Raw genomic sequence first — 20,655 nt, forward strand, 5'->3', positions numbered from 1 at the left:
CGAAAGGATGCCGACACACGGCGCACCGGCCCCGCGATTTCTAAAGGATCAGAACGATGAAGACTGTAGCTTTTTCTTCGCTCGGTGCCCTTGCGCTCATGCTTGCAGCCTGCGGCGAGCCTGCCACCGACACCGATTCCGACACCGTCGCAATGGCTGACGGAGCGGAGGCAACCAGCTCGATCGTCGAGCTTGTCGGCGCCAACGAGAACCTGTCCAACCTCGCCACCTCAGTGCGGGTGACCGGGCTTGAAGAGACGCTGTCCGGCGAGGGGCCCTTCACGGTTTTTGCCCCGACCAATGCCGCCTTCGAGGACCTGCCGCAGGGCAAGATGAAGAAGCTGGCGACGGACGATCTGGATGACCTGGCCCGGATCCTGACCTATCACACCGTGGCGGGCGAAGTCCGCACGCCTGATCTCGGCACGGCCGTGGGCGCAGCTGGCGAAGAGGGGTATTCCTTCGAGACGGTCAATGGCGGCACGCTGACGGCAACGGTCGTGGACGGTGAATTCGTGCTGACCGACGCCAACGGCAATTCGGCACGCGTCATCGAGAAGAACGTGGATGCCTCCAACGGCGTCGTTCACATAATCGACGGCGTATTGGTTCCCTGAACACATGCGGCGGCGCGGGGCCGGAATGTCCTGCGCCGCCGCAATTCATTTACTGGCCGGAAGAGGGCCGGCGAAGCCTATAATTGAGAGAGATCAGACATGCAGTTCCAGTTCAACACCGACAGCTCCGTCATGGGGACCGAGAACGTCGCCGAGCGTATCGAGGCGACTGTGCGCGACAAGGTTGCGCGTTTCGAAGACCGGCTGACACGGCTGGAAGTGCACGTCCGCGATGAGAATGGACCGAAGCACGGCGCGGACGACAAGTCCTGCACCATCGAGGCGCGGCCCAAGGGCGGCAAGCCCATCGGCGTCACGTCGCATGCAGCCCAGGTGGACGATGCCGCGCGCAAGGCGGCGAGCACGCTGGCCCAGCGGCTTGAGCGCCACTTCGGCAAGGGCGACAAGAACCGCCACGAACCGCGCATCGACAAGGTGATGTAATCGGTTGGCGGCCTCAGCCAGCGCCGGGGCCGCCGCCCGCATTTGAAACGCCTGCCCGTTCGAGCTCCGGGGCGAGCCGACGCGTCAGCCACAGCCACCACATGCGGAAGTCCGCGCCCAGGCTCCACAGGGGATAGGTGAACGTGGCCGGGCGGTTGCGCTCGACCGTGAAGTGGGCGAGCCAGGCGAAGAAATAGCCCGCCAGCGGCATGGCGAGCAGCCACCACCAGCGCCCCGTCAGGACGGCGAAGATTGCGATGGCCACCACCAGCGTGGTGCCGAAATAATGCAGCGCGCGGGTGCGCGGTAGCGAGTGTTCCCGCAGGTAATGCGGCCAGAACTGCGCGAATGTGGTGTATTGCCGGCTCATACCAGCCATGCTGCGCCATGCGGGACGGCAAGGCAAGATTAGGTGAATCGCCCGGCCCGTGCTAAGCGGCCTGCGCTGACGTCGAGATTTGCGACGGACTTCGAGATTTGCCGACCGCCGCACGCCTCCAGGGCAGCGGCGTAAACCAGACGACGACTTCCTTTCATCACACGATTTGACGCATCACCGCCGCGCATGTCGCGCGTCGGCAACTCGCGTTCCCGAAAGGAACTCATCATGGCCAAGACTGGCACCGTAAAATTCTTCAACACCGACAAGGGCTATGGTTTCATCCAGCCCGACGATGGCTCCGCTGACAGCTTCGTGCACATCACGGCCGTGCAGGCCGCTGGCATGCAGTCGCTCGATAAGGACCAGCGCCTGAACTACGACGTAGAGCAGGGCCGCAATGGCAAGGAAAGCGCCGTCAACCTGTCGGCTGCTGACTGATAAATGGACACGGGCGCGCCGGGGCCTTGCGGCCTCGGCGCGCCATCCTATCCGGGAGTTCGAAGGGAACGCAAACACGATGAGCCAGACTTACGAATTCTACACTGCCCGCGCCAAGGAATGCGCGACCGAGGCCGCCGCAGCCAAGCTGGACAATGTGCGCGAACGCGCGCTGCGTTCCGAGGCGACATGGCGCGGCCTTGCCGACCAGGCCCGCGCTGTGGCCGAACAGCGCGAGAAGATCGCGCGCGACAAGGCTGCCTTGCGCGAAATCGACGATGCACAGGCATCGCAGGCTTCGCCCGCCTGATCCTTGATGGGCGCGTGCCGTCCACACCCTTTCCGGAACGATTGCATTCGCGGCCCGTTGGGTCGCTGAAGGTCGCATGGCCAGGAGCCGCGCGCCCGATCACGATCTCCCCGAAAGGAATACGACGCATGAAAAAGCTGACAATCGCCCTCGCCTCCGCTGCAAGTCTTACCCTCGCAGCATGCGGTGAGACCGCAGAAGAAACCACGACCACCGACGAGACGATGGCCGCCGACGAAATGAGCAATGACGAGATGGCCGGTGGCACGATCGTGGAAGTCGCTCAGGGTAATGCCGATTTCTCGACGCTGGTCGCAGCCGTGACTGCTGCGAACCTCGGCGAAACGCTGTCGGGTGAAGGCCCGTTCACCGTGTTCGCGCCGACCAATGCAGCCTTCGATGCGCTGCCCGATGGCACGGTCGAGGACCTGACCACGAACAACACCGAAAAGCTCGGCACCATCCTCACCTACCACGTCGTGGAAGGTAACGTCGATGCAGCCACGCTGACGCAGGCCATCACCGATGCCGGCGAAGGTGGCTACACGGTCAACACCGTCAACGGCGGCACGCTGACCGCAACGGTCGTCGATGGCAACGTCATCTTGACCGACGCTGCTGGCAACACCGCCACCGTCGTGCAGACCGATGTCGCAGCGTCCAACGGTACGATCCACGCGATCGACGCCGTGCTGATGCCCGAGTAATCGCGCGCACCATTGACCAAACGCAGGGCGTCCCGGAAACGGGGCGCCCTTCGCTTTTGCAGCTACGGAGACGGCAATGCGATCCATCCCGCCCTGGCCACGCTGGCTCGGCCTGTCCGGCCTGCTGCCGCAACTCGCCTGCCTCGCGGCTATCTTGTTCGGTCCTGCGGAATGGCGCTGGACGGCGCTGGCGATTGCCTGGGGCTACGCCGCGCTGATCTTTAGTTTCCTCGGCGGCATGTGGTGGGGGATCGCGGCCAGCCGTATCCGCGAGGGCGAGCGCGTGCCCGCATGGCTGTGGGTGGCCAGCGTCGCGCCCAGCCTGGTTGCGCTGGCGACATATGTGCCTTGGGTGCTGGGCTGGAGCTGGCCCCAGCCTCAGCTCGTCATTCTCGGCCTGGCCATCATTGCCAGCCTGTGGGTGGATCGCCGCATCGCGCCTTCTGCACCGGATTGGTGGATGGCGCTGCGGATCCCGCTTTCGCTGGGCCTGGGCGGCGCAAGTCTGATCATCGGATTGATCTGAGCGAAAGCCCGGTCAGTAGATCGCCCGGATCCCATCGGTCGTCACCGGCTCGCCGCGTGACGGATCGTTGCCGCTGGTGACAGTCACCTGCGGCTGCTCCTTCGCCGGCGCTGGCGTGTTCGCCGCAGGCTCTGCCAGCGTCGACGTGTCCTCCACTTCCACTTGTTCTCGAGCAGGAAGAGGTGCGGTGGATGCGTAATAATCGTCGATATGGAAGCCGCGGCGCTCCGCTTCCATGCGCGCGACATCGCTGTCCCAGACCTCGCTGTCGTAATCCAGGTCCGGCCGATAACCGCCGCGCGGATCCAGGTCCTGCGGCTGGACGGCGAAGCGCGCCTGGCGCGGCCGTTCCTGCAAGCGCATGGAGGCTGCCTGCGTCTGGCTGTAAGGATTGACCGAGCGATCCTGCATGGCCGGGTCCGCCAGCCTCCCGCCCGCCACGCCCGCCACTAGGCCCAGCGGGATTGCTGCCGCCAGAATGAAACGCGTCTTCATGTCCAGGATCGCTTTGTATTCACGGCCATTCAACGGTACCGACCGGCAAGCGTTCCGCACCGGACCCGCAATTGAGGAAGCCATGCACATCACCCTGAAAGCCGCCGCCTGTCTGCTCGCCATCGCATACCTGCCAGCCTGCACATCCGGTGCGGAGGACGATACGCGTTCGGCGGAGACCTTCGACAGGATTGCCGAAGGCGAGAGCGTGTCTGCGGGAGGGACAGAGCCGTTCTGGAGCGTGCAGATCGAAGGCAGCGAAGCGGTGTTCTCCACCCCGGAGAACATCGATGGCACGGCATTTGCCGTCAGCCGGTTTGCGGGAAACAGCGGCCTTGCCTTTACCGGTGCGATGGATGGTGAAGAGGTTGTGCTGACCGTCACTGAGGGCATGTGCAGCGACAATATGAGCGATTACGACTATCCGTTCACGGCCACGCTGCAGATCGGCGAGCGCCTGCTGGAAGGCTGCGCAACCAGCGACAGCAATCCGAAAACCGGATCAGAAAGCCTCTAGATCGCGGCTGACAGGACCGTTCGGCGCTCCGCAAACGGTAAATATCCACCGTTACGACGCGAATTCGGCTGTTTTTGGGTCGAAATGCCCTTTTGCCGCCTTGTGGCATGCCCCGGGTCTGCCTACGCTCCTATCCGTAAATCGCGTGATGCCCCGTTTGTTGGCGCCCCGCGAAAACGAAGGATTGCTGGACCATAATGCTTGAACATGTGCCTGCCTGGTTGGGATCGGCCCTGAAGAGTGTCCGTGCAGGGCATGGCAAGCTGGTCGTCGCAAAGCTGGGCGCGGATGGGCTGATCGGCAAGAATGGCTTCACGCTGTCCTCGGCTGCCTTCGCCAATGGCGAAGAGCTGGACCCCTGCTTCACCGTTGACGAGGAAGACGCGGTCGCCCCTCCGCTGGAGTGGACTGCGCCGCCTCCTGGCACGCAGGAACTGGTGCTGGTGGTTGAAGATCCCGATGCGCCAGCCCCCGAACCCTTCTGCCACTGGCTGGTCTGGGGCCTTGCGCCGCAGAAGGGTCAGCTGCTGGAAGGCGAGACACCGCCGCGCGTGGGCAAGAATTCCTACAAGAACAGCGAATGGCAGCTGCCCGATCCGCCGACAGGGCATGAGGCGCATGATTACGTGTTCCAGCTCTTCGCGCTCGACCTGCCGCTGGTGCAGATGCCGGGGGCGAGTCGGGAGGAGATCGTGGCAGCGATGGAGGGCCACGTAATGGCCGTCGCCGTGCTCACGGGCACTTATGCCCGCACGGAAGGCGACGAGGATGATTTTGAGGATTGGGACGAGGAAGAGACGGCAGACTGACCTGCCGCCGGCCCGTTCCGTAACAAGGGAAGGAAAGTACTATGGCTGCGAAGAACAACGCGCTGCAAAAACCGGTTACCGTTTCGCCGGAACTGGAGAACGTCGTGGGCAAGGGCCCGATGACGCGCGCACAGGTTACCAAGAAGGTGTGGGATCACATCAAGGCCAACAATCTGCAGGATTCCAAGGACAAGCGGATGATCAATCCCGATGCCAAGCTGGGCGCGGTGATCGGCAATTCGCAGATCTCCATGTTCAAGATGACGGCTGCGGTTTCCAAGCACCTCAGCTGATCGGCTGAAATGCCGCCGCAAGGCGGATTGGCGGGCGGAGGGCTTCGGCTTTCCGCCCGCTTCCTTTTGAGGTTTCAGTCCTGGCCGCTTGCGCGGCGGCGGAACGGCCAGTCCACGGCATTTGCGCTCCACAAGGCCAGCCAGATGACCATCGGCTGCGCGAACATGCGCGGCACGTGATAGGCCATGCCTGCCGCAACGCTGGGCGCCTCGCCCGCTGCCATGGCGGCCATGTCCATAAGCATGTGATTGATGTTGGCGGGCCACACGCACAGCGCATAGACCGCCAGGCCGATCCCGCCGGCTTGCCGCAGCCGCAGGCTGAAAGGCTGCAGCAGGGCAATTGCGCCGGCAATCTCCGCCCAGCCTGTCAGCGTGACCACCAGCGGCGCGTAAGGCACCCATTCGGGCGTGATGCGCAGGAAGTTTTCCGGCGCGGCGATATGCAGGTAACCGGCAATCGCATAGAACACCGCCAGCAGCACCCGCAGCGCGGCGCGGATCAGTCCTCCGATATCTCGACGTCGCCCCAGAATGCGATGTGATCCTTTACATGCGCCGCATCGGGCTTTGGATCGGGATAGGTCCAGGCCGCGTCCTTGGCCAGCGTGCCATCGCAATCGAGGGAATAATAACGCGCCTCGCCCTTCCAGCTGCAAAAGGTGCGCGTGTCACTCTTCTCCAGCATCGACATGTCGACATCCTCGCGGGGGAAATAGTGATTGCCTTCCACCACCTTGGTGCTGGTGCTGTGCGCTATGACCACGTCATTCAAAATCGCTTCTACTGCCATTTCGGGGCCTGCTTTCCTGTCTGGGTTCAGCAAGGGCAACAGGCCGTGCAGTCGCCCGGTTCCAGACTTGCGGCTTGCAAAGTCGGGGCGGAACAGGATTAGTCGCAGGCTACACGGGAAAGGGGCCATTCCATGATCCGCACAGCACTCTTCGCCAGCACTGTCAGCCTTGTCTTGCTGGCCATGCCTGCCGCCGCGCAATCGCCGGAGGAAGTGGCTGCGGCCGCCCTTGAGAACGCGCCGGTCTTCGATGGCCACAACGATGTGCCGATCCAGCTGCGCGGGCGTTATGGCAATGTCATCAACGAATTCGATTTCGAGGATACGCTGGACACCGGCCCGGACCATCCCAGCGGCCGCGTGATGCACACGGATCTTGTCCGGCTGGCCCAGGGCGAAGTGGGCGCGCAGTTCTGGTCCGTCTATGTCAGCGCCAGCCTGCCCGAGGCCGAGGCCGTGCAGGCCACACTGGAGCAGGTGGATGTGACCAAGCGCCTGATCGCGCGCTATCCGGACCGGCTGGTTCTGGCCCTGACGGCGGACGATGTCGAGCAGGCGTGGCGCGACGGGAAGATCGCCAGCCTGATGGGCATGGAGGGCGGCCATTCCGTCGGCTCCAGCCTCGCCGTGCTGCGCCAGATGTATGAGCTGGGCGTGCGGTACATGACGCTGACGCATTCGAAGAACACGCCCTGGGCCGATAGCGCCACAGACACGCCGGTTCATGGCGGGCTGACGGATTTTGGCAAGGACCTGGTGCGCGAAATGGCGCGCATGGGCATGCTGGTGGACCTCAGCCATGTCAGCGAGGAAGTGATGCACGATGCACTCGACGTGACGGGCGCGCCCGTGATCTTCAGCCACTCCGGTGCGCGGGCTATCAACGGCCATTCACGCAACGTGCCCGACAGCGTGCTGCGGCGCCTGCCCGAAAACGGCGGTATCGTGATGGTCGTGGGCCTGCCCGGCTATCTGAGTGAGGCAGCGCGCCAATGGTACATCGCCCGCAAGGGAGAGGAAGCGCGCCTGCAGGCTGCCTGGCAGGGCCAGCCCGCCGCCGTGGAGGCGGGGCTGGCGGCATGGGATGCGGCGAACCCGGAACCCAAGGCGACCATCGGCGACATGGCTGACCATATCGATCACATCCGCGATGTCGCCGGGATCGACCACATTGGCCTGGGCGGAGACTATGACGGCATGCAGACCGGCCCGGTCGGGATGGAGGACGTGTCGGGCTATCCCGCGCTGTTCGTGGAGCTGGCGCGGCGCGGTTACTCGCAGGAAGACCTGGAGAAGATCGCCAGCGGCAACATGCTGCGCGTCATGCGCGAGGCAGAGGCCTTTGCGGCGAGCCAGGGGGATGTCCCACCGTATGAATACAGGGCCGGCGAGCCGCGCTGAGTTCTGCTCAATCCTTGCAGGGGTCGTGACCCCAGTTCTTGAGTGAATAGCGCCAGTTGCTGTCCTCGATGTCACCATCGGGACGCTGCGACAGGTGGCGATGGATGTAACCGACGACCTTGTTCATGTGATCGTACTGATCATCGGTCAGCTCATCCTTGTTCGTGCGCTTGATCTCCACGATGCGTCGGCCAGACTTGTGGCCGGTGCTTTCGCCATCGTCGCTGTCCCCGACGGATTTTGACTCTTCGGTCTCGAGCCAATCCTCCAGCTCCTTTGGCTGCATGTTCACGCAGTCGTAGAACTCGTCGTAAGTCTCGTCCTTCTCGCTATTGTCCATCGTCATCTCCTTGACAGGACAAAGAAAAACCCCGCCGGAAGGTTCCGACGGGGCTTTTTGGTAGGGATACGGGCAGTCAGTCGCCCGAGGCCGTTTCCGGGAGATCGCTGCGATCGGTAGAGGCCATGTCCTCCAGCTCGCTTTCCGACATGCTCTCGTACATCTGTTTCGATGCGCCCTGCAGGTCGGACTTGTCCTGCTCGCCGCGCTTGGCGGAAAGGGCAGCGCCGGCCGCCTGCTGCTGCTTCTTGGACTTGGCGTCAGGCATCAGGCGCGCCCTCAGTCCTTGTCCCAGTCGGACAATTCGCTGCCGCGCTTGAGCACTTCGTCGCCATCGTCCTGCTTGATCAGGTAAGCCGGGTTGTCCTCATCACCATCCTTGGTCACTTCGGTTCCCTGCAGGGTACGGGTCACTTCGCGCTCGAAGCGTTCCTTGACCTGGCCGTGGCCTTCACCATTGCCCCAGTTCCACTTCACATACTGGTCGGTCTGGTAGCTGTTCGAATTGCTCATATTGGGTCCTTAGTTTTCAATAACTTCGAGCCCGTCCTCTACTTGCGTTTCCGATCCGATTTCGTCCGTGGCTTCGGAGCCATCAAGCAGGACGCCGTCCGTGCCGGAACTGTCCTGGCTTTCCGCGATGCCCGTTGCCGTGGCCTCTTCCTCCACGTCGCCCTGCGTGAAGGCACCGAAGATCCAGATCGCGCTCAGTAACCCGATGGCCAGTACCAAGCCTACGCCAAGGATCCAGCGTACGACGCCTTCCTTGGAACCGCCGCTTGCCTCGGCCTCGTCAACATGAACTTCGTCGCCTTCGCGGTGCATATTCTTTCCCCGTCTGAGTATTTGGTCTTGCTGGTGGAACGGCGCAGTGACGCGCCGGTTCCAGCGCGCCGCGCTCAGTCGCGCAGCAATTCGTTGATGCCGGTCTTGGACCGCGTCTTGGCGTCGACCGTCTTCACGATCACCGCGCAATAAAGGTTGGGGCCGGGCGAGCCATCGGGAAGCGGCTTGCCAGGCATCGTGCCCGGCACGACCACGGAGTAAGGCGGCACATTGCCCATGTGGACTTCGCCGGTAGCGCGGTCGACGATCTTGGTTGATGCGCCAAGGTATACGCCCATGGACAGCACCGCGCCTTCGCCCACGCGCACGCCTTCTGCCACTTCCGCGCGCGCACCGATGAAGGCGCCGTCACCGATGATGACCGGATCTGCCTGCAGGGGCTCCAGCACGCCGCCGATGCCTGCGCCGCCCGAGAGGTGTACGTTCTTGCCGATCTGGGCGCAGCTGCCCACGGTCGCCCAGGTGTCGACCATCGTTCCCTCGTCCACGAACGCGCCGATATTCACGAAGCTGGGCATCAGCACGGTGTTCCGCCCGATATGGCTGCCGCGCCGTACGATGGCGCCCGGCACGACGCGAAAGCCGGCCTCGCGGAATCGCTCCTCGCCCCAGCCGGCGAACTTGCTGCTCACCTTGTCATAGGCCGGCGTGCCGGCAGATCCGTGCGCCTGCACGCGGTTGTCATACAGGCGGAAGGACAGCAGCACGGCCTTCTTCAGCCACTGGTTGACCGTCCAGCCGCCTGCCGCATCGGGCTCGGCCACGCGTGCCTCGCCCGTGTCCAGCATCGTGAGCGCCCGGTCTACATGCGAGCGCACGTCCTGGTTGCCGGGCGTTATCTCCGCGCGGTCTTCCCACGCCTGGTCGATGGCGGCGGCGAGGTCTTGGGTATCGGACATGAGGCGAGTCTCCGGCAGGTTCATATTGTGTTCAATTTCGCTTGCGCACTCGGTAGCCACGGGGTCATGCTTGGGCAAGCGCACACGGGTCGCAAACCGGGGCGCGAAGACACAGACCTGTCACATTTGCAAAATTGCCTTCCTGCTTTCATAGCGGGGCGGGATTTCTGCAGATCAACCAGATTCGGGGAAAATATAATGGTTCGCGGTCGCTTTATTCGTAGTCTCAATACCGGTGTGGCAGTGGTTGCACTGGCTACCCTGACCGCATGTGGCGGTGGCAGCGGCGGCGGCGGTGGTGGCACCATCAGCACGCCGAGCCCGCAGCCGACGCCGTCGCCGACGCCGGCCCCTTCTCCAACGCCGACGCCAACTCCGACACCGACGCCAACTCCGACGCCGACGCCGACGCCGACGCCGACGCCAACTCCGACGCCGACACCAACGCCGACACCAACGCCGACGCCGACGCCTACGCCTACGCCTACGCCTACGCCTACGCCTACGCCTACGCCTACGCCCACGCCGACGCCCACGCCAACGCCAACGCCAACGCCAACGCCAACGCCAACGCCAACGCCAACGCCAACGCCAACGCCTACGCCGACGCCGACGCCGACACCCGCTCCGGGTGCGAGCCCGAGCCCGTCGCCGGTGCCGTCTGCGTTCAATACGGCCGAATTCCGCCGTTCCGATGGCCCGTTGCAGCATAATGCAGCAACCGCTTGGAACCTGGGCTGGACCGGCGCTGGCGTAACGATCGCCGTCGTGGATACGGGCATCGACATCGACAGCCCGGAATTTGCCGGTCGAATCCATCCCGCCTCGCGCGATGTCTTTGACGACCGCGACACGCGCGGTTTCAATGCCGCAGACGATCACGGCACCAATGTTTCACTGGTTGCGGCAGGTGGTCGGACCGGTTCCGGCGTGGTCGGGATTGCCTACGAAGCCACCATCATGGCGCTTCGTGCGGACTTCCCGGGAAGCTGCGGCGCCGACAATCCGGCCGATCCTTCGACGCAATGCAGCTTCTTCAACTCATCGATCGCCGAAGCGGTGGATCATGCCGTGGCCAATGGCGCAAAGGTCATCAACCTGTCGCTTGGCGGCGGGCGTGCCGACTCCATCCTGCGTGAAGCGGTGCAGCGCGCCGTTGCTGCGGGCGTGGTCGTGGTCGTTGCCTCCGGCAATGATGGCGAAGCGGAACCGGATGCCTTTGCCGGCAGCCTCGATGCATTTGGGCGCGACGGCGTGATCGTCGTCGGTTCGGTCGATGCGGATGGCACCATGTCCAGCTTCAGCAACCGCGCCGGTACCTTCCCCGCGAATTACATCGCGGCCCGTGGTGGCCGGATCTGCTGTACTTACGAAGACGGCCAGATCTTCGTCGACGCGCAGGGCTTCGCCTATGTCTTCTCCGGCACCAGCTTCGCTGCGCCGCAGGTGGCCGGTGCGGCTGCCCTGCTGGCCCAGGCATTCCCGAACCTGACCGGCGTCCAGATCATCGAGATCCTCCTTTCCTCCGCCTTCGATGCCGGTGAAGCCGGGACCGATGCGGTCTATGGCCGCGGGATCCTCGACATTGCGAAGGCTTTCGCCCCGCAGGGCACGACCAGCATCGCTGGCGGTGACCGGATCGCGCTTTCCGATACGTCGGCCATCGGTTCGCCCGCCATGGGCGATGCAACCGCGCGTTCGACCATCGACACGGTGATCCTCGACAAGTGGGGCCGCGCTTTCCAAGTCGATCTGTCCGGCACTGCAACGGGCGCGCAGGTCGATTACCCGCTGCACGGGGCGGTCGCTACGCAGAGCGTCCATCGCGCTGCCGGCAATGACAGCTTCTCGATCGGTTTCACCATCGACAGTCGTGGCCAGTCGGGCGAACTTCCCCGCATCCAGCAGCTTCGCCTGAGCCGGGAAGACGCACAGCAGGCCCGCGTGCTTGCCTCGCGCGCCCTGTTCAAGCTGAACCCCGACCTGAAGGCTGGCTTCACCTTCCGTGAAAGCGCCAGCGGCCTTGTCGCCCTGATGCAGGGCACGGATCGGCCTGCCTTCATGGTGGCTGACAATGCGGCAGCCGATTCCGGCATGTATTTCCGCGCCGACACCGCCCTCGCGCTGCGCCAGCAGCTCGGCGGCTGGGGTATCACCGCCAGCGCGGAAACGGGCGAAGTGATGACCGCTTCGGCCTTCCGCCGTGCCTCGCAGCAGCGCGGCCAGCGCCTAGCCGGCGATGTCAGCACCTTTGGCCTCGCCTTCGATCGCCGCTTCGGCAATCTGGGTACGGCCTTGGGCGTGACGGTGATGAACGAAGATGCGACCATCCTCGGTGCGCGTTTCCATGAAGCCTTCGGCACGGGCGGCGCACAGACGCTGTTCGTCAACACGGAAGCCAACTGGAAGTTCGCCGACGGCTGGAACATGGGTCTCGCCGCGCGCGGTGGCTATACCAAGCCGCAGCGCGTCGGTGCCGTATCGCAGGGTTCGCATGTGCTGAGCCAGGCCTGGTCCTTCGACCTCCAGCGCACGGGCGTGTTCGGCTCGCGTGACAGCCTTGCTTTCCGCGTGTCGCAGCCGCTGCGGGTGGAAAGCGGCAATCTGTCGCTGAACCTGCCGGTGTCCTACGATTACGCCACGCTCACGCCGACTTACGGCATCCAGCGCCTGACGCTTACGCCGCAGGGCCGCGAGATCATGGGCGAGATCGCATGGCGTGGTCCGCTGCTGGGCGGCTACGGGTCGGCCAGCATGTTCTACCGGAACGAGCCGGGCCATTATCAGAGCCTGCCGTCCGACCAGGGCGTCGCATTCCGCTGGTCGCGCCAGTTCTGACCTGAAGGGCCAGTAGAAACAAAAGAGACGGCGGCGGGGAAACCTGCCGCCGTTTCCTTTCGGTCAGCGCATCAGTTCGCGGGTGAAGTCGACCAGGCCGGTCTGGCGGGCGCGGCGCATGCGTTCTGCCTCCAGGACCATGCGGACCTTGGCAAAGCATTCGTCGATATCGTCATTGACCACGACGTAGTCATAGCCGTCCCAGTGGCTGATCTCGGCACGGGCGCGGGCCATGCGGCCAAGGATCACGTCCTCGCTATCGGTATTGCGGCTGCGCAGCCGGCCTTCCAGTTCAGCGATGCTTGGCGGCAGCAGGAAGACGCGAACCACGTCCGTCTCCATGCGCTGGTAGAGCTGCTGCGTGCCTTGCCAGTCGATGTCGAACAGAAAGTCCTGCCCGTCTTTCAGCCCTGCCTTGATGGCGGCCTTGGGCGTTCCATAAAGATGTCCGAAGACCTCGGCCCATTCCAGGAACTCGCCATCCTCGACCTTGCGCTCGAAGTCGGCGCGGTCGGCGAAATGGTAATCGCGCCCGTCGACCTCGCCCGGCCGCATGGGGCGGGTGGTGACCGATACGGACATGGCGATCTCGCCGTCTTCCGCCAGCAGCTTGCGGGCAATCGTCGTCTTGCCTGCACCCGATGGGGAGGAGAGCACGAACATGAGGCCGCGCCGCTTCAGCGCGTTGGTCTGGATGGGTTGATCGCTAATGGCCATGCACGCCCTTGCCGCAGGTCAGGGGCCCAAATCAAGGGCGCGTCAGATCGGCGCGTCTTCGTCCGCCTGCATTTCGAGCATCGCGTCACCCCGGCGTTTCGCGGAGCGGCGCTGGATGGAGCGGTCGAAAATCGTCTTCGCCAGCAATCCCCCGCCCACCAGCAGGGCACCAGGAACGGAGCGGGTCGCGAGCTTCGTGACCCCGTATGCGGCCAGCGCATGCAGGGTGGAGCGGTTCTCCACCATCTGCTTCGCCGCGCTGGAGCCATAGCGGCCGCGCAGCAGCGTTTTCTCCACCGTCATGCGGGTCAGGCGGCCGGCGCTGCGCAGGATGACGTCATGGATGATGGCGTTGGTCGCGGGATTGGGGCTGGGGCCTGCGACTTGCGGCCCGCTGTCGCTGGCCTTGTCAGCCACTCGGCGTAGTCCGCGTGCTGCGCGATCCGTGATGTGTTTGGCCATTCGATTTCCCCTGCGGCGGGGCAGAGCCGCCTGCGCTATTTCTTGCGGCCGAAGTCGACCGTGACGACATTCGATCCGTCTTCGGTAGTGGCAACGGATGCCTCGCGTGCCAGTTCCGCAGCGGCAGCATCGGCCGATCCGTCGTTCTCCGCTTCTTCATGCGGCTCGGGCTGGTCGTCCGCGCCGGCCGCCTGGAATTGCAGGCCGAAATCCACTGCTGGATCTACGAAGGCGGTGATGGCCGCGAAGGGAATGTCGAGCTTGGCCGGGCTGTTGTTGAAGCTGAGGCCGACCGTGAAGCCGTCATCGTCTACGTTCAGGTCCCAGAACTTGTTCTGCAGCACGATCGTCATCTCGTCGGGGAAACGCTCGCGCAGGTGCTGCGGGATTTCCACGCCATTCGCGTGCGTCTTGAAGGTGATGTAGAAATGGTGGCCGCCCGGCAATTCGCCGCCGCCCTGCTCAATCTGGCCGAGCACGCGGCCCACTACGGCGCGGAGTGCCTCTTGCACGATTTCGTCATAGGGGATCAGGCTGTCAGGCGCATCGTCGCTCATGGCGCGATTGGTGGCGTCGGTTGCGGCACCGGTCAAGCCTTTACATCTGAAATCGGGGCATTGCCATGCGCGCGCGCAGGCGTATAGCGGCGCCCATGCGTACCGGACGGATCAGCCGCGACACCACCGAAACCAAGATCTTGGTAGAGGTGAACCTCGACGGGACGGGGCAATACGATGTCGAAACGGGCATCGGCTTCCTCGACCACATGGTGGAGCAATTCTCCAAGCATTCGCTGATCGATGTGACCATGAAGGTCGATGGCGACCTGCATGTGGACCAGCACCACACGACAGAGGACAGCGCGCTGGCGCTGGGCCAGGCGATCACGCAGGCGCTTGGCGACAAGGGCGGCATCCAGCGGTACGGCCACGCCTACAGCCCGATGGACGAGACGCTGGCCCGCGTGGCGCTGGACATCTCCGGCCGCCCGCATTTCGAATGGCGCGCGAAGTTCACGCAGGAAAAGCTGGGCGAGTGGGACACGGAGCTGATCGAGCACTGGTTCCAGTCCATCAGCCAGACCGCGGGCATCACGCTGCATTGCGAGGTGCTGTACGGCACCAACAACCACCACATCTGCGAAGCGCTCTACAAGGGCTTCGCCCGCGCCATGCGCGCTGCGGTGGAAGTGGACCCGCGCAAGGGCGGCGCCGTACCCAGCACGAAGGGGCAGCTTGGTGGCTGATCGTTTGTTTTTCGCACGCCCATCCGGGCGCGCGTCCTCGCTAGACGGCCTCCGCTTCGCTGCGGCCCCGCTGCGGGCGGGCGCCCGAACTCTTTGGCGCCCTTGCGGTCGCTGCGCATCCGTCGGCTAGGGCCATGGCGGAGGCGATCGCTCTCATCGATTACGGCGCGGGCAACCTTCATTCTGTCTACAACGCGCTGAACGCAGCCGGGGCAGGCCACGTTGCCGTTACCTCCGACCCGCACATCGTGCGCGGCGCGAAGCGCATCGTGCTGCCCGGTGTCGGCAGCTTCAAGGCCTGCATGAAAGGTCTCGATGCGATCCCTGACCTCGTGGAGGCACTGGAAGAGCGCGTGATCGACGATGGCGTGCCGTTCCTTGGCATCTGCGTGGGCATGCAATTGCTCGCCACGCGCGGGCTGGAGCATGGCGAGACCATGGGGCTTGGCTGGATTCCCGGCGAGGTGAAGCCGATCGAGCGGACCGATCCTGCTATCAAGGTGCCGCACATGGGCTGGAACGATGTGGTCCATGCGCATCACGGCGATGGCAGCGAGCTGATCGAGGAAGGGGAGGCCTATTTCCTCCACTCCTATCACTTCGCCGCCGAAAATGGCCGCGATATCGCCGCGATGACGGACCATGGCGGCGGCCTCGTCGCGGCAGTGGCGCGAGACAACATGCTGGGCGTGCAATTCCATCCCGAAAAAAGCCAGCGATATGGTATCGCCCTGCTTGAACGCTTCCTGGAGTGGATGCCTTGAACCGTGTGCTAGCCAAGCCGCCCGCGCCCTCCACCCTTCCACCCGGAGCCTACCGGGATACCATCCGGGTGGAAGGGTGGAGGGCGCGGGCGGCCAGGCCACAGAGGATAAACCCATGATCGTATTTCCGGCCATCGACCTCAAGGGCGGCGAAGTCGTCCGCCTGGCCGAGGGCGATATGGACCGCGCCACCGTTTATGGCGACAATCCGGCCGCGCAGGCGCTGCTGTTTGCCGAGGCGGGGGCGGAGCACCTGCACGTCGTCGACCTCGATGGCAGCTTCGCCGGGCGGACCGAGAACCGCGAGGCTGTCGAAGCCATTGTGGAAGCGTTTCCCGGATATGTGCAGCTGGGCGGCGGCATCCGCGATGCGGCGGCGGTGGAAGGCTGGTTCAACCTTGGCGTGGCGCGCATCGTGATGGGCTCCGCCGCGCTGAAGAACCCCAATTTCGTGAAGGACATGGCCCGCGAATGGGAAGGCGGCATCGTCGTCGCCGTGGATGCGAAGGGCGGGATGGTGGCAACCGAAGGCTGGGCCGAGGTGTCGGACGTGCCGGTCGAGGACATGGCCCGCCGCTTCGAGGATGCGGGCGTGGCCAGCCTGCTGTTCACCGATATCGGCCGCGACGGCCTGCTGAAGGGCTGCAACGTGCAGGCGACTGTGGAACTGGCGCGCAGCGTGGACATCCCCGTGATCGCCAGCGGCGGCGTGAAGGGGCTCGATGACATCCACATGCTCGCCGTGCAGGCGGACCAGGGGATCGAGGGCGTGATCACAGGCCGCGCGCTGTACGAGGGTCGACTGGACCTCGCGACCGCGATTGCGATGGCGAACCGGTGAATAATCCGGGCGCCTTTGTCGCTGGTGCAATTACCGTGCTTTCTATTCTGCAGATTCGGGCTGCTGTTAAAACTGGTAAAGTCGGCTACCTCTTCGGCTCAGCGCGCCGCACGCGGGAAGGCAATCCCGTCCTCTTTTGGGGGACCATCGCTTTCTGGCTCGCCGTGATTGCAATCTGCATTTCTCGGGTTCTTGCTCTATGACCGTCCGCATCCGCGTCATTCCCTGCCTCGACGTTGCCGACGGGCGCGTAGTGAAGGGCGTCAATTTCGTTGACCTGAAGGACGCCGGCGATCCGGTGGAGCAGGCCCAGGCCTATGACGCGGCGGGGGCGGACGAGCTGTGCTTCCTCGACATCTCCGCCAGCCACGAAGGGCGCCGCACGCTGGTGGACATGGTTCGCCGCACGGCAGAAGTGTGCTTCATGCCGCTGACCGTGGGCGGCGGTGTCGCGAGCGTGGAGGACGCGCGCCGCCTGCTGCTGGCAGGGGCGGACAAGGTGGCGGTCAACTCCGCGGCGGTGAAGCGGCCCGAAGTGGTTGCCGACATCGCCAAGACGATGGGCAGCCAGTGCGTTGTGGGCAGCGTGGATGCCAAGCGCGTGGACGAGGGCCGCTGGGAAATCTTCACCCATGGCGGTCGCCGCGCAACCGGGATCGATGCGCTGGAACATGGCGTGCGGCTGGCAGAGCTTGGCGCAGGCGAGCTGCTCGTCACCAGCATGGACGGGGACGGGACGAAGAACGGCTACGACCTGGAGCTGACGCGGACGATTGCCGATGCTGTCGGCATTCCGGTGATTGCCAGCGGGGGCGTCGGCACGCTCGACCACCTCGTGGAAGGCGTCACCAAGGGGCATGCCAGCGCCGTCCTGGCCGCGAGCATCTTCCACTTCGGGCAGCATACGGTGGGCGAGGCGCATGCCGCCCTGCGCGCCGCCGGTTTGCCCGCGCGCGCCTGACGGTCCCGCAGCGGGACGTTAATCTCTTCGCACTTGCGAAATGGGGCCGCGGGGCCTCCAGACAAGCGCATGTATGCGACCCTGATCTCGATCATCGCGGCCGCTTCCACGGGGACGGAAGCGACGCAAATTCCCGAAGGTTCGAACCTGACGCTGATGGCGCTGGGTCTGGCCGGGGTGATCCTTGGCCGCCGGCTCGCCATGAAGCGCCGGGACGACAGCGAGAACGATCCCGAGGATTGACGCGCCGCCCCGCCGCTTCCATGCCGCTGCGCATGGACACGCTGCACCGCCTCGAAGACACCATAAATCAGCGCCGCAAGGCCGCACCGGACGAAAGCTACGTCGCGCAGCTGAACGCGCGCGGCCTGCCCGTGATGGCGCGCAAGCTGGGTGAGGAAGCCGTGGAGACGGTGACCGCCGCGCTGGCGGGCGATCGTCAGGAGTTGGTCGGCGAGGCGGCGGACCTGCTCTTCCACTTGCTGGTGCTGCTCGGCGCAAAGGACATTGCGCTGGCCGATGTCCTGGCCGAGCTGGATCGGCGGGAAGGCACCTCCGGCCTCGACGAGAAGGCGGCGAGGTCCCGGTGAGCGACTGGCTGGCGACGCTCGCGGATTTCGAGGGCGGCCTCGCCGCTACGCCGGAGCCGTTCTTTGCCGGACTAGCCCATGGCACAATGACGGTCGAACTGTTCCGCCCCGAAGGCGAGGACACCCAGCAACCACATGCGCAGGATGAGCTCTACATCATACGGCGCGGTCGCAGCGAATTCCTGCGCGGCGGCGAGCGCGTATCGGTCGGCGAAGGCGATAGCCTGTTCGTGCCCGCGGGCATGGACCATCGTTTCGTGGACTTCAGCGACGATTTTGACACTTGGGTCGTTTTCTGGGGCCCGGAAGGCGGGGAATGACGATGCCGATAGACGCAACCGCACCTTACGATGATGAGAACATCTTCGCGAAGATCTTGCGCGGGGAGATACACTGCGACAAGGTGTATGAAGACGAGCACGCCCTGGCCTTCCGTGACATCGCCCCGCAGGCGGACACGCATGTGCTGGTGATCCCGAAAGGCCGCTATGTCAGCTGGGACGATTTCAGCCTCAATGCGGAGGATGCGGAAATCGCGGCATTCGTGCGCGCGGTGGGCAATGTCGCGCGCCAGCTGGGGCTTGTGGAGCCGGGCTATCGCCTCCTCGCCAATATCGGCCAGCACGGCGGGCAGGAAGTGCCGCATTTGCATGTCCACCTGTTCGGCGGCGAGCCGCTGGGGCCGATGATCGCGCGTTAGGTCCTGCATCGGCGCGGAAGTGGAGGCCGTTCGCGCACTTCATCGCTTCCTGCCTTCGCTTGGTCGATGTCCCTTGCGCGGCGAGTCGCGCACCCGCTATTGCGGCGGCAATGGACCAACCCGCCCCTGCGACAGGCCGTTTCGACGGCGCCGCTTTCCTCTTCCCGATGCGTGTCTATTTCGAGGATACGGACGTGATGGGCATCGTCTATTACGCCAATTATCTCAAATGGTTCGAGCGTGCGCGCTGGGAAATGCTGCGCGCACTGGGCGTGGACCTGCTCGGCAGCCAGGAGCGTGGCGACGGCGCCTATGCGGTGACCGAGGCAAACCTCAAATACCGCGGTTCCGCGCGGCTGGATGACAGCATCATCATCCGCTCCACCGCCGACGAAATACGCGCGGCAAGCGTGCTGGTTCGCCAGCAGGCCTGGCGCGGAGACGAACTGCTGGTGGAAGGCGCGTTGCGCGTCGGTTTCATCAGCCCCGAAGGCCGCCCGATCCGCCAGCCGGACGAATGGCGTGCAGCATTCAGCAAGCTCCTTCCTGCGAAAGACCCCGCATGACATTCCAATCCTTCCTCGCCGCAGCTCCGACGCGGCTCGATCCGCTGCAGCTGTTCCTCGATGCCGATATCGTGGTGCAGGCGGTGATCGTGGGCCTGGTGATCGCCAGCATCTGGAGCTGGGCGATCATCGTATCCTTCTGGCTGCGGATGGCCGGGGTGAAGCGCCGCGCCAACAGTTTCGAAGCGGACTTCATGGAGGCGGAGGACCCGCACAGCCTGCTGGGCGAGAAGAACCGTCGCACCAATGCCTCCGCCCGTGTGGCCGCCGCCGGCATCGCCGAACTGCGCGCCAGCAGCGACAAGGGGCGCGTCAGGGACAAGGCCGGGGCCGCACAGCGCGTGTCCATGGCCATGGAGGGGCAGGTCGCGGAAGAAGCGGACAATCTTTCCGCGCGGCTCAACTTCCTTGCCACCACCGGCTCCGTCGCGCCCTTCGTGGGCCTGTTCGGCACGGTGTGGGGCATCATGAACAGCTTCTTCCAGATCGGCGCGCAAGAGAACTCCTCGCTCGCCGTCGTCGCGCCCGGTATTTCGGAGGCGCTGTTCGCCACCGCCATCGGCCTGTTCGCAGCCATCCCGGCGGTCATCGCCTACAACCGCTTCAGCGCCCGCGTGAATGCGTTTGAGGCGCGCCTGCACCGCTTTGCGGACCGCGTGTCCGGCCAGATCGGGCGCGAGCTGGAAGGGGGCTGAGCGGTGGCAATGGGCCTTGCCTCCTCCGCCCGGCGCGGGCGCGGCCGTGCCAGCCGCCGCGCGCCCATGGCCGAAATCAACGTCACGCCATTCGTGGACGTGATGCTGGTGCTGCTGATCATCTTCATGGTCACCGCCCCGCTGCTGACCGCCGGCGTGCCGGTGGAACTGCCCGAAAGCCGCGCCAACCCGCTGGATGCGGAGCCGGAACAGGTGACGATCAGCATCGACCGCGAAGGCTTCATTTATATCGACAGCGAAGTGGTGGAAGTGGGCGGCTTCCCCGAGGCGCTGGAGGGCTTGTCCCGCGCGGCGGGCGAACCGCCGGTGGTGACGCTGCGCGCCGACCAGGCGCTCGACTATGGCCGCGTGATGGCGGTGATGGGCGAGCTTAACCGCGCCGGGTTCAACTCCATATCGCTGGTCACCAGCGGTTCATCGGTCGAGCCATAGCCCGG

At 64.7% G+C, this 20,655-nt stretch carries 36 protein-coding genes; 24 read left to right on the forward strand and 12 right to left on the reverse strand.

Annotated features, from left to right (window positions below):
• Window positions 1–56 precede the first annotated feature (56 nt).
• The gene (locus tag A6F65_RS04705; RefSeq protein ID WP_067786397.1) at window positions 57–617 is read left to right on the forward strand and encodes a fasciclin domain-containing protein; all 561 of its coding nucleotides are present in this window, start codon (window positions 57–59) and stop codon (window positions 615–617) included.
• A gap of 99 nt (window positions 618–716) precedes the next feature.
• Window positions 717–1,061: an HPF/RaiA family ribosome-associated protein gene (locus A6F65_RS04710; protein ID WP_067786399.1), complete on the forward strand. Its 345-nt coding sequence runs from the start codon at window positions 717–719 to the stop codon at window positions 1,059–1,061.
• Between the two features lie 13 nt (window positions 1,062–1,074).
• Here A6F65_RS04710 and A6F65_RS04715 read toward each other — a convergent pair whose 3' ends face one another.
• Complete coding sequence (locus tag A6F65_RS04715) at window positions 1,075–1,431, reverse strand: Mpo1-like protein (RefSeq protein ID WP_067786401.1); 357 nt, start codon at window positions 1,429–1,431, stop codon at window positions 1,075–1,077.
• Between the two features lie 237 nt (window positions 1,432–1,668).
• On the opposite strand from A6F65_RS04715, the gene A6F65_RS04720 reads away from it, so the two are divergent.
• The 4 genes from A6F65_RS04720 (at window position 1,669) to A6F65_RS04735 (ending at window position 3,424) form a co-directional block, all read left to right on the forward strand.
• Window positions 1,669–1,881: a cold-shock protein gene (locus A6F65_RS04720; protein ID WP_067790055.1), complete on the forward strand. Its 213-nt coding sequence runs from the start codon at window positions 1,669–1,671 to the stop codon at window positions 1,879–1,881.
• Window positions 1,882–1,960: 79 nt separating this feature from the next.
• The gene (locus tag A6F65_RS04725; protein ID WP_067786403.1) at window positions 1,961–2,191 is read left to right on the forward strand and encodes a hypothetical protein; all 231 of its coding nucleotides are present in this window, start codon (window positions 1,961–1,963) and stop codon (window positions 2,189–2,191) included.
• 128 nt (window positions 2,192–2,319) lie between these two features.
• Complete coding sequence (locus tag A6F65_RS04730) at window positions 2,320–2,898, forward strand: fasciclin domain-containing protein (protein ID WP_067786405.1); 579 nt, start codon at window positions 2,320–2,322, stop codon at window positions 2,896–2,898.
• A gap of 76 nt (window positions 2,899–2,974) precedes the next feature.
• Complete coding sequence (locus A6F65_RS04735) at window positions 2,975–3,424, forward strand: DUF3429 domain-containing protein (RefSeq protein WP_067786407.1); 450 nt, start codon at window positions 2,975–2,977, stop codon at window positions 3,422–3,424.
• Between the two features lie 12 nt (window positions 3,425–3,436).
• Here A6F65_RS04735 and A6F65_RS04740 read toward each other — a convergent pair whose 3' ends face one another.
• Window positions 3,437–3,919, reverse strand: coding sequence for a hypothetical protein (locus A6F65_RS04740; RefSeq protein WP_157093057.1), 483 nt, complete (start codon window positions 3,917–3,919; stop codon window positions 3,437–3,439).
• 82 nt (window positions 3,920–4,001) lie between these two features.
• On the opposite strand from A6F65_RS04740, the gene A6F65_RS04745 reads away from it, so the two are divergent.
• The 3 genes from A6F65_RS04745 (at window position 4,002) to A6F65_RS04755 (ending at window position 5,538) form a co-directional block, all read left to right on the forward strand.
• On the forward strand, window positions 4,002–4,436 hold the full coding sequence (locus A6F65_RS04745) for a COG3650 family protein (protein ID WP_067786411.1): 435 nt from the start codon (window positions 4,002–4,004) through the stop codon (window positions 4,434–4,436).
• Window positions 4,437–4,633: 197 nt separating this feature from the next.
• Window positions 4,634–5,245 (forward strand): YbhB/YbcL family Raf kinase inhibitor-like protein, encoded by a 612-nt coding sequence (locus A6F65_RS04750; RefSeq protein WP_067786413.1) that lies wholly within the window; start codon window positions 4,634–4,636, stop codon window positions 5,243–5,245.
• Between the two features lie 41 nt (window positions 5,246–5,286).
• Window positions 5,287–5,538: an SWIB/MDM2 domain-containing protein gene (locus A6F65_RS04755; protein WP_067786415.1), complete on the forward strand. Its 252-nt coding sequence runs from the start codon at window positions 5,287–5,289 to the stop codon at window positions 5,536–5,538.
• A 74-nt stretch (window positions 5,539–5,612) separates the two neighbouring features.
• Here A6F65_RS04755 and A6F65_RS04760 read toward each other — a convergent pair whose 3' ends face one another.
• The gene (locus A6F65_RS04760; protein WP_237164887.1) at window positions 5,613–6,023 is read right to left on the reverse strand and encodes a DoxX family protein; all 411 of its coding nucleotides are present in this window, start codon (window positions 6,021–6,023) and stop codon (window positions 5,613–5,615) included.
• Between the two features lie 17 nt (window positions 6,024–6,040).
• Window positions 6,041–6,331 (reverse strand): DUF427 domain-containing protein, encoded by a 291-nt coding sequence (locus A6F65_RS04765; RefSeq protein WP_067786417.1) that lies wholly within the window; start codon window positions 6,329–6,331, stop codon window positions 6,041–6,043.
• Between the two features lie 132 nt (window positions 6,332–6,463).
• Between A6F65_RS04765 and A6F65_RS04770 the strand changes: the two genes are divergently transcribed.
• Complete coding sequence (locus tag A6F65_RS04770; RefSeq protein ID WP_067786419.1) at window positions 6,464–7,732, forward strand: dipeptidase; 1,269 nt, start codon at window positions 6,464–6,466, stop codon at window positions 7,730–7,732.
• 7 nt (window positions 7,733–7,739) lie between these two features.
• Here the strand turns inward: A6F65_RS04770 and A6F65_RS04775 are convergent, their stop codons facing one another.
• The 5 genes from A6F65_RS04775 to dapD all read right to left on the reverse strand — a co-directional run bounded on the left by A6F65_RS04775 (window position 7,740) and on the right by dapD (window position 9,817).
• Window positions 7,740–8,072, reverse strand: a complete 333-nt coding sequence (locus A6F65_RS04775; RefSeq protein WP_067790060.1) for a DUF3140 domain-containing protein — start codon at window positions 8,070–8,072, stop codon at window positions 7,740–7,742.
• 76 nt (window positions 8,073–8,148) lie between these two features.
• Window positions 8,149–8,340 carry a DUF3008 family protein gene (locus A6F65_RS04780; RefSeq protein WP_067786421.1) on the reverse strand — a complete coding sequence of 64 codons (192 nt, stop codon included), beginning with the start codon at window positions 8,338–8,340 and terminating at the stop codon, window positions 8,149–8,151.
• 11 nt (window positions 8,341–8,351) lie between these two features.
• A complete protein-coding gene (locus tag A6F65_RS04785) occupies window positions 8,352–8,585 on the reverse strand; it encodes a hypervirulence associated TUDOR domain-containing protein (RefSeq protein WP_067786423.1) in 234 nt (77 codons plus the stop codon).
• A gap of 9 nt (window positions 8,586–8,594) precedes the next feature.
• The gene (locus A6F65_RS04790; RefSeq protein ID WP_067786425.1) at window positions 8,595–8,897 is read right to left on the reverse strand and encodes a hypothetical protein; all 303 of its coding nucleotides are present in this window, start codon (window positions 8,895–8,897) and stop codon (window positions 8,595–8,597) included.
• Window positions 8,898–8,971: 74 nt separating this feature from the next.
• Complete coding sequence (gene dapD, locus A6F65_RS04795; protein ID WP_067790063.1) at window positions 8,972–9,817, reverse strand: 2,3,4,5-tetrahydropyridine-2,6-dicarboxylate N-succinyltransferase; 846 nt, start codon at window positions 9,815–9,817, stop codon at window positions 8,972–8,974.
• Between the two features lie 269 nt (window positions 9,818–10,086).
• Here dapD and A6F65_RS12855 point away from each other — a divergent pair, with 269 nt between their 5' ends.
• Window positions 10,087–10,530 carry a hypothetical protein gene (locus tag A6F65_RS12855; RefSeq protein WP_067786426.1) on the forward strand — a complete coding sequence of 148 codons (444 nt, stop codon included), beginning with the start codon at window positions 10,087–10,089 and terminating at the stop codon, window positions 10,528–10,530.
• On the forward strand, window positions 10,520–12,655 hold the full coding sequence (locus A6F65_RS13030) for a S8 family peptidase (protein WP_169817003.1): 2,136 nt from the start codon (window positions 10,520–10,522) through the stop codon (window positions 12,653–12,655). Before A6F65_RS12855 ends, A6F65_RS13030 begins: the two co-directional genes overlap by 11 nt.
• Before the next feature lie 63 nt (window positions 12,656–12,718).
• On the opposite strand, the gene gmk is transcribed toward A6F65_RS13030, so the two are convergent.
• The 3 genes from gmk to A6F65_RS04820 are packed head-to-tail and all read right to left on the reverse strand — an operon-like array spanning window position 12,719 to window position 14,391.
• Entirely contained in the window at window positions 12,719–13,372 is a 654-nt protein-coding gene (gene gmk, locus A6F65_RS04810) for a guanylate kinase (RefSeq protein WP_067786430.1), read from the reverse strand.
• 42 nt (window positions 13,373–13,414) lie between these two features.
• Window positions 13,415–13,834, reverse strand: coding sequence for a hypothetical protein (locus A6F65_RS04815; protein WP_067786432.1), 420 nt, complete (start codon window positions 13,832–13,834; stop codon window positions 13,415–13,417).
• 35 nt (window positions 13,835–13,869) lie between these two features.
• Window positions 13,870–14,391: an SspB family protein gene (locus A6F65_RS04820; RefSeq protein WP_067790067.1), complete on the reverse strand. Its 522-nt coding sequence runs from the start codon at window positions 14,389–14,391 to the stop codon at window positions 13,870–13,872.
• A gap of 95 nt (window positions 14,392–14,486) precedes the next feature.
• Between A6F65_RS04820 and hisB the strand changes: the two genes are divergently transcribed.
• The 12 genes from hisB to A6F65_RS04870 all read left to right on the forward strand — a co-directional run bounded on the left by hisB (window position 14,487) and on the right by A6F65_RS04870 (window position 20,650).
• The gene (hisB, locus tag A6F65_RS04825) at window positions 14,487–15,080 is read left to right on the forward strand and encodes an imidazoleglycerol-phosphate dehydratase HisB (RefSeq protein WP_067786434.1); all 594 of its coding nucleotides are present in this window, start codon (window positions 14,487–14,489) and stop codon (window positions 15,078–15,080) included.
• 134 nt (window positions 15,081–15,214) lie between these two features.
• Window positions 15,215–15,844, forward strand: coding sequence for an imidazole glycerol phosphate synthase subunit HisH (gene hisH / locus A6F65_RS04830; RefSeq protein ID WP_067786436.1), 630 nt, complete (start codon window positions 15,215–15,217; stop codon window positions 15,842–15,844).
• Window positions 15,845–15,959: 115 nt separating this feature from the next.
• The gene (hisA, locus tag A6F65_RS04835) at window positions 15,960–16,685 is read left to right on the forward strand and encodes a 1-(5-phosphoribosyl)-5-[(5-phosphoribosylamino)methylideneamino]imidazole-4-carboxamide isomerase (RefSeq protein WP_067790071.1); all 726 of its coding nucleotides are present in this window, start codon (window positions 15,960–15,962) and stop codon (window positions 16,683–16,685) included.
• The gene (locus A6F65_RS13035; protein ID WP_169817004.1) at window positions 16,682–16,888 is read left to right on the forward strand and encodes a hypothetical protein; all 207 of its coding nucleotides are present in this window, start codon (window positions 16,682–16,684) and stop codon (window positions 16,886–16,888) included. The genes hisA and A6F65_RS13035 overlap by 4 nt, the downstream gene beginning before the upstream one ends.
• Window positions 16,885–17,646: an imidazole glycerol phosphate synthase subunit HisF gene (gene hisF / locus A6F65_RS04840; protein WP_067786438.1), complete on the forward strand. Its 762-nt coding sequence runs from the start codon at window positions 16,885–16,887 to the stop codon at window positions 17,644–17,646. Before A6F65_RS13035 ends, hisF begins: the two co-directional genes overlap by 4 nt.
• 69 nt (window positions 17,647–17,715) lie before the next feature.
• Window positions 17,716–17,889 carry a PEP-CTERM sorting domain-containing protein gene (locus A6F65_RS12860; protein ID WP_157093058.1) on the forward strand — a complete coding sequence of 58 codons (174 nt, stop codon included), beginning with the start codon at window positions 17,716–17,718 and terminating at the stop codon, window positions 17,887–17,889.
• A gap of 32 nt (window positions 17,890–17,921) precedes the next feature.
• On the forward strand, window positions 17,922–18,236 hold the full coding sequence (locus tag A6F65_RS04845; RefSeq protein WP_067790075.1) for a phosphoribosyl-ATP diphosphatase: 315 nt from the start codon (window positions 17,922–17,924) through the stop codon (window positions 18,234–18,236).
• Window positions 18,233–18,556, forward strand: coding sequence for a cupin domain-containing protein (locus A6F65_RS04850; RefSeq protein WP_067786440.1), 324 nt, complete (start codon window positions 18,233–18,235; stop codon window positions 18,554–18,556). Before A6F65_RS04845 ends, A6F65_RS04850 begins: the two co-directional genes overlap by 4 nt.
• Window positions 18,557–18,558: 2 nt before the next feature.
• The gene (locus A6F65_RS04855) at window positions 18,559–18,936 is read left to right on the forward strand and encodes a histidine triad nucleotide-binding protein (protein ID WP_067790078.1); all 378 of its coding nucleotides are present in this window, start codon (window positions 18,559–18,561) and stop codon (window positions 18,934–18,936) included.
• Window positions 18,937–19,046: 110 nt separating this feature from the next.
• Window positions 19,047–19,502 (forward strand): YbgC/FadM family acyl-CoA thioesterase, encoded by a 456-nt coding sequence (locus tag A6F65_RS04860; protein WP_067786442.1) that lies wholly within the window; start codon window positions 19,047–19,049, stop codon window positions 19,500–19,502.
• A complete protein-coding gene (tolQ, locus tag A6F65_RS04865) occupies window positions 19,499–20,197 on the forward strand; it encodes a protein TolQ (protein WP_067786445.1) in 699 nt (232 codons plus the stop codon). The genes A6F65_RS04860 and tolQ overlap by 4 nt, the downstream gene beginning before the upstream one ends.
• A 3-nt stretch (window positions 20,198–20,200) precedes the next feature.
• Complete coding sequence (locus tag A6F65_RS04870) at window positions 20,201–20,650, forward strand: ExbD/TolR family protein (RefSeq protein WP_083989234.1); 450 nt, start codon at window positions 20,201–20,203, stop codon at window positions 20,648–20,650.
• The last annotated feature ends 5 nt before the right edge of the window (window positions 20,651–20,655 follow it).

The organism is Paraurantiacibacter namhicola, assembly GCF_001687545.1.
Classification (GTDB): Bacteria; Pseudomonadota; Alphaproteobacteria; order Sphingomonadales; family Sphingomonadaceae; genus Paraurantiacibacter; species Paraurantiacibacter namhicola.

Bases quoted from the DNA above. Each gene is read 5' to 3' on its own strand.
- A6F65_RS04705 (WP_067786397.1), top strand. From the start codon at position 57: ATGAAGACTGTAGCTTTTTCTTCGCTCGGTGCCCTTGCGCTCATGCTT.
- A6F65_RS04710 (WP_067786399.1), top strand. From the start codon at position 717: ATGCAGTTCCAGTTCAACACCGACAGCTCCGTCATGGGGACCGAGAAC.
- A6F65_RS04715 (WP_067786401.1), bottom strand. From the start codon at position 1,431: ATGAGCCGGCAATACACCACATTCGCGCAGTTCTGGCCGCATTACCTG.
- A6F65_RS04720 (WP_067790055.1), top strand. From the start codon at position 1,669: ATGGCCAAGACTGGCACCGTAAAATTCTTCAACACCGACAAGGGCTAT.
- A6F65_RS04725 (WP_067786403.1), top strand. From the start codon at position 1,961: ATGAGCCAGACTTACGAATTCTACACTGCCCGCGCCAAGGAATGCGCG.
- A6F65_RS04730 (WP_067786405.1), top strand. From the start codon at position 2,320: ATGAAAAAGCTGACAATCGCCCTCGCCTCCGCTGCAAGTCTTACCCTC.
- A6F65_RS04735 (WP_067786407.1), top strand. From the start codon at position 2,975: ATGCGATCCATCCCGCCCTGGCCACGCTGGCTCGGCCTGTCCGGCCTG.
- A6F65_RS04740 (WP_157093057.1), bottom strand. From the start codon at position 3,919: ATGAAGACGCGTTTCATTCTGGCGGCAGCAATCCCGCTGGGCCTAGTG.
- A6F65_RS04745 (WP_067786411.1), top strand. From the start codon at position 4,002: ATGCACATCACCCTGAAAGCCGCCGCCTGTCTGCTCGCCATCGCATAC.
- A6F65_RS04750 (WP_067786413.1), top strand. From the start codon at position 4,634: ATGCTTGAACATGTGCCTGCCTGGTTGGGATCGGCCCTGAAGAGTGTC.
- A6F65_RS04755 (WP_067786415.1), top strand. From the start codon at position 5,287: ATGGCTGCGAAGAACAACGCGCTGCAAAAACCGGTTACCGTTTCGCCG.
- A6F65_RS04765 (WP_067786417.1), bottom strand. From the start codon at position 6,331: ATGGCAGTAGAAGCGATTTTGAATGACGTGGTCATAGCGCACAGCACC.
- A6F65_RS04770 (WP_067786419.1), top strand. From the start codon at position 6,464: ATGATCCGCACAGCACTCTTCGCCAGCACTGTCAGCCTTGTCTTGCTG.
- A6F65_RS04775 (WP_067790060.1), bottom strand. From the start codon at position 8,072: ATGGACAATAGCGAGAAGGACGAGACTTACGACGAGTTCTACGACTGC.
- A6F65_RS04780 (WP_067786421.1), bottom strand. From the start codon at position 8,340: ATGCCTGACGCCAAGTCCAAGAAGCAGCAGCAGGCGGCCGGCGCTGCC.
- A6F65_RS04785 (WP_067786423.1), bottom strand. From the start codon at position 8,585: ATGAGCAATTCGAACAGCTACCAGACCGACCAGTATGTGAAGTGGAAC.
- A6F65_RS04790 (WP_067786425.1), bottom strand. From the start codon at position 8,897: ATGCACCGCGAAGGCGACGAAGTTCATGTTGACGAGGCCGAGGCAAGC.
- dapD (WP_067790063.1), bottom strand. From the start codon at position 9,817: ATGTCCGATACCCAAGACCTCGCCGCCGCCATCGACCAGGCGTGGGAA.
- A6F65_RS12855 (WP_067786426.1), top strand. From the start codon at position 10,087: ATGTGGCGGTGGCAGCGGCGGCGGCGGTGGTGGCACCATCAGCACGCC.
- gmk (WP_067786430.1), bottom strand. From the start codon at position 13,372: ATGGCCATTAGCGATCAACCCATCCAGACCAACGCGCTGAAGCGGCGC.
- A6F65_RS04815 (WP_067786432.1), bottom strand. From the start codon at position 13,834: ATGGCCAAACACATCACGGATCGCGCAGCACGCGGACTACGCCGAGTG.
- A6F65_RS04820 (WP_067790067.1), bottom strand. From the start codon at position 14,391: ATGAGCGACGATGCGCCTGACAGCCTGATCCCCTATGACGAAATCGTG.
- hisB (WP_067786434.1), top strand. From the start codon at position 14,487: ATGCGTACCGGACGGATCAGCCGCGACACCACCGAAACCAAGATCTTG.
- hisH (WP_067786436.1), top strand. From the start codon at position 15,215: ATGGCGGAGGCGATCGCTCTCATCGATTACGGCGCGGGCAACCTTCAT.
- hisA (WP_067790071.1), top strand. From the start codon at position 15,960: ATGATCGTATTTCCGGCCATCGACCTCAAGGGCGGCGAAGTCGTCCGC.
- hisF (WP_067786438.1), top strand. From the start codon at position 16,885: ATGACCGTCCGCATCCGCGTCATTCCCTGCCTCGACGTTGCCGACGGG.
- A6F65_RS12860 (WP_157093058.1), top strand. From the start codon at position 17,716: ATGTATGCGACCCTGATCTCGATCATCGCGGCCGCTTCCACGGGGACG.
- A6F65_RS04845 (WP_067790075.1), top strand. From the start codon at position 17,922: ATGGACACGCTGCACCGCCTCGAAGACACCATAAATCAGCGCCGCAAG.
- A6F65_RS04855 (WP_067790078.1), top strand. From the start codon at position 18,559: ATGCCGATAGACGCAACCGCACCTTACGATGATGAGAACATCTTCGCG.
- A6F65_RS04860 (WP_067786442.1), top strand. From the start codon at position 19,047: ATGGACCAACCCGCCCCTGCGACAGGCCGTTTCGACGGCGCCGCTTTC.
- tolQ (WP_067786445.1), top strand. From the start codon at position 19,499: ATGACATTCCAATCCTTCCTCGCCGCAGCTCCGACGCGGCTCGATCCG.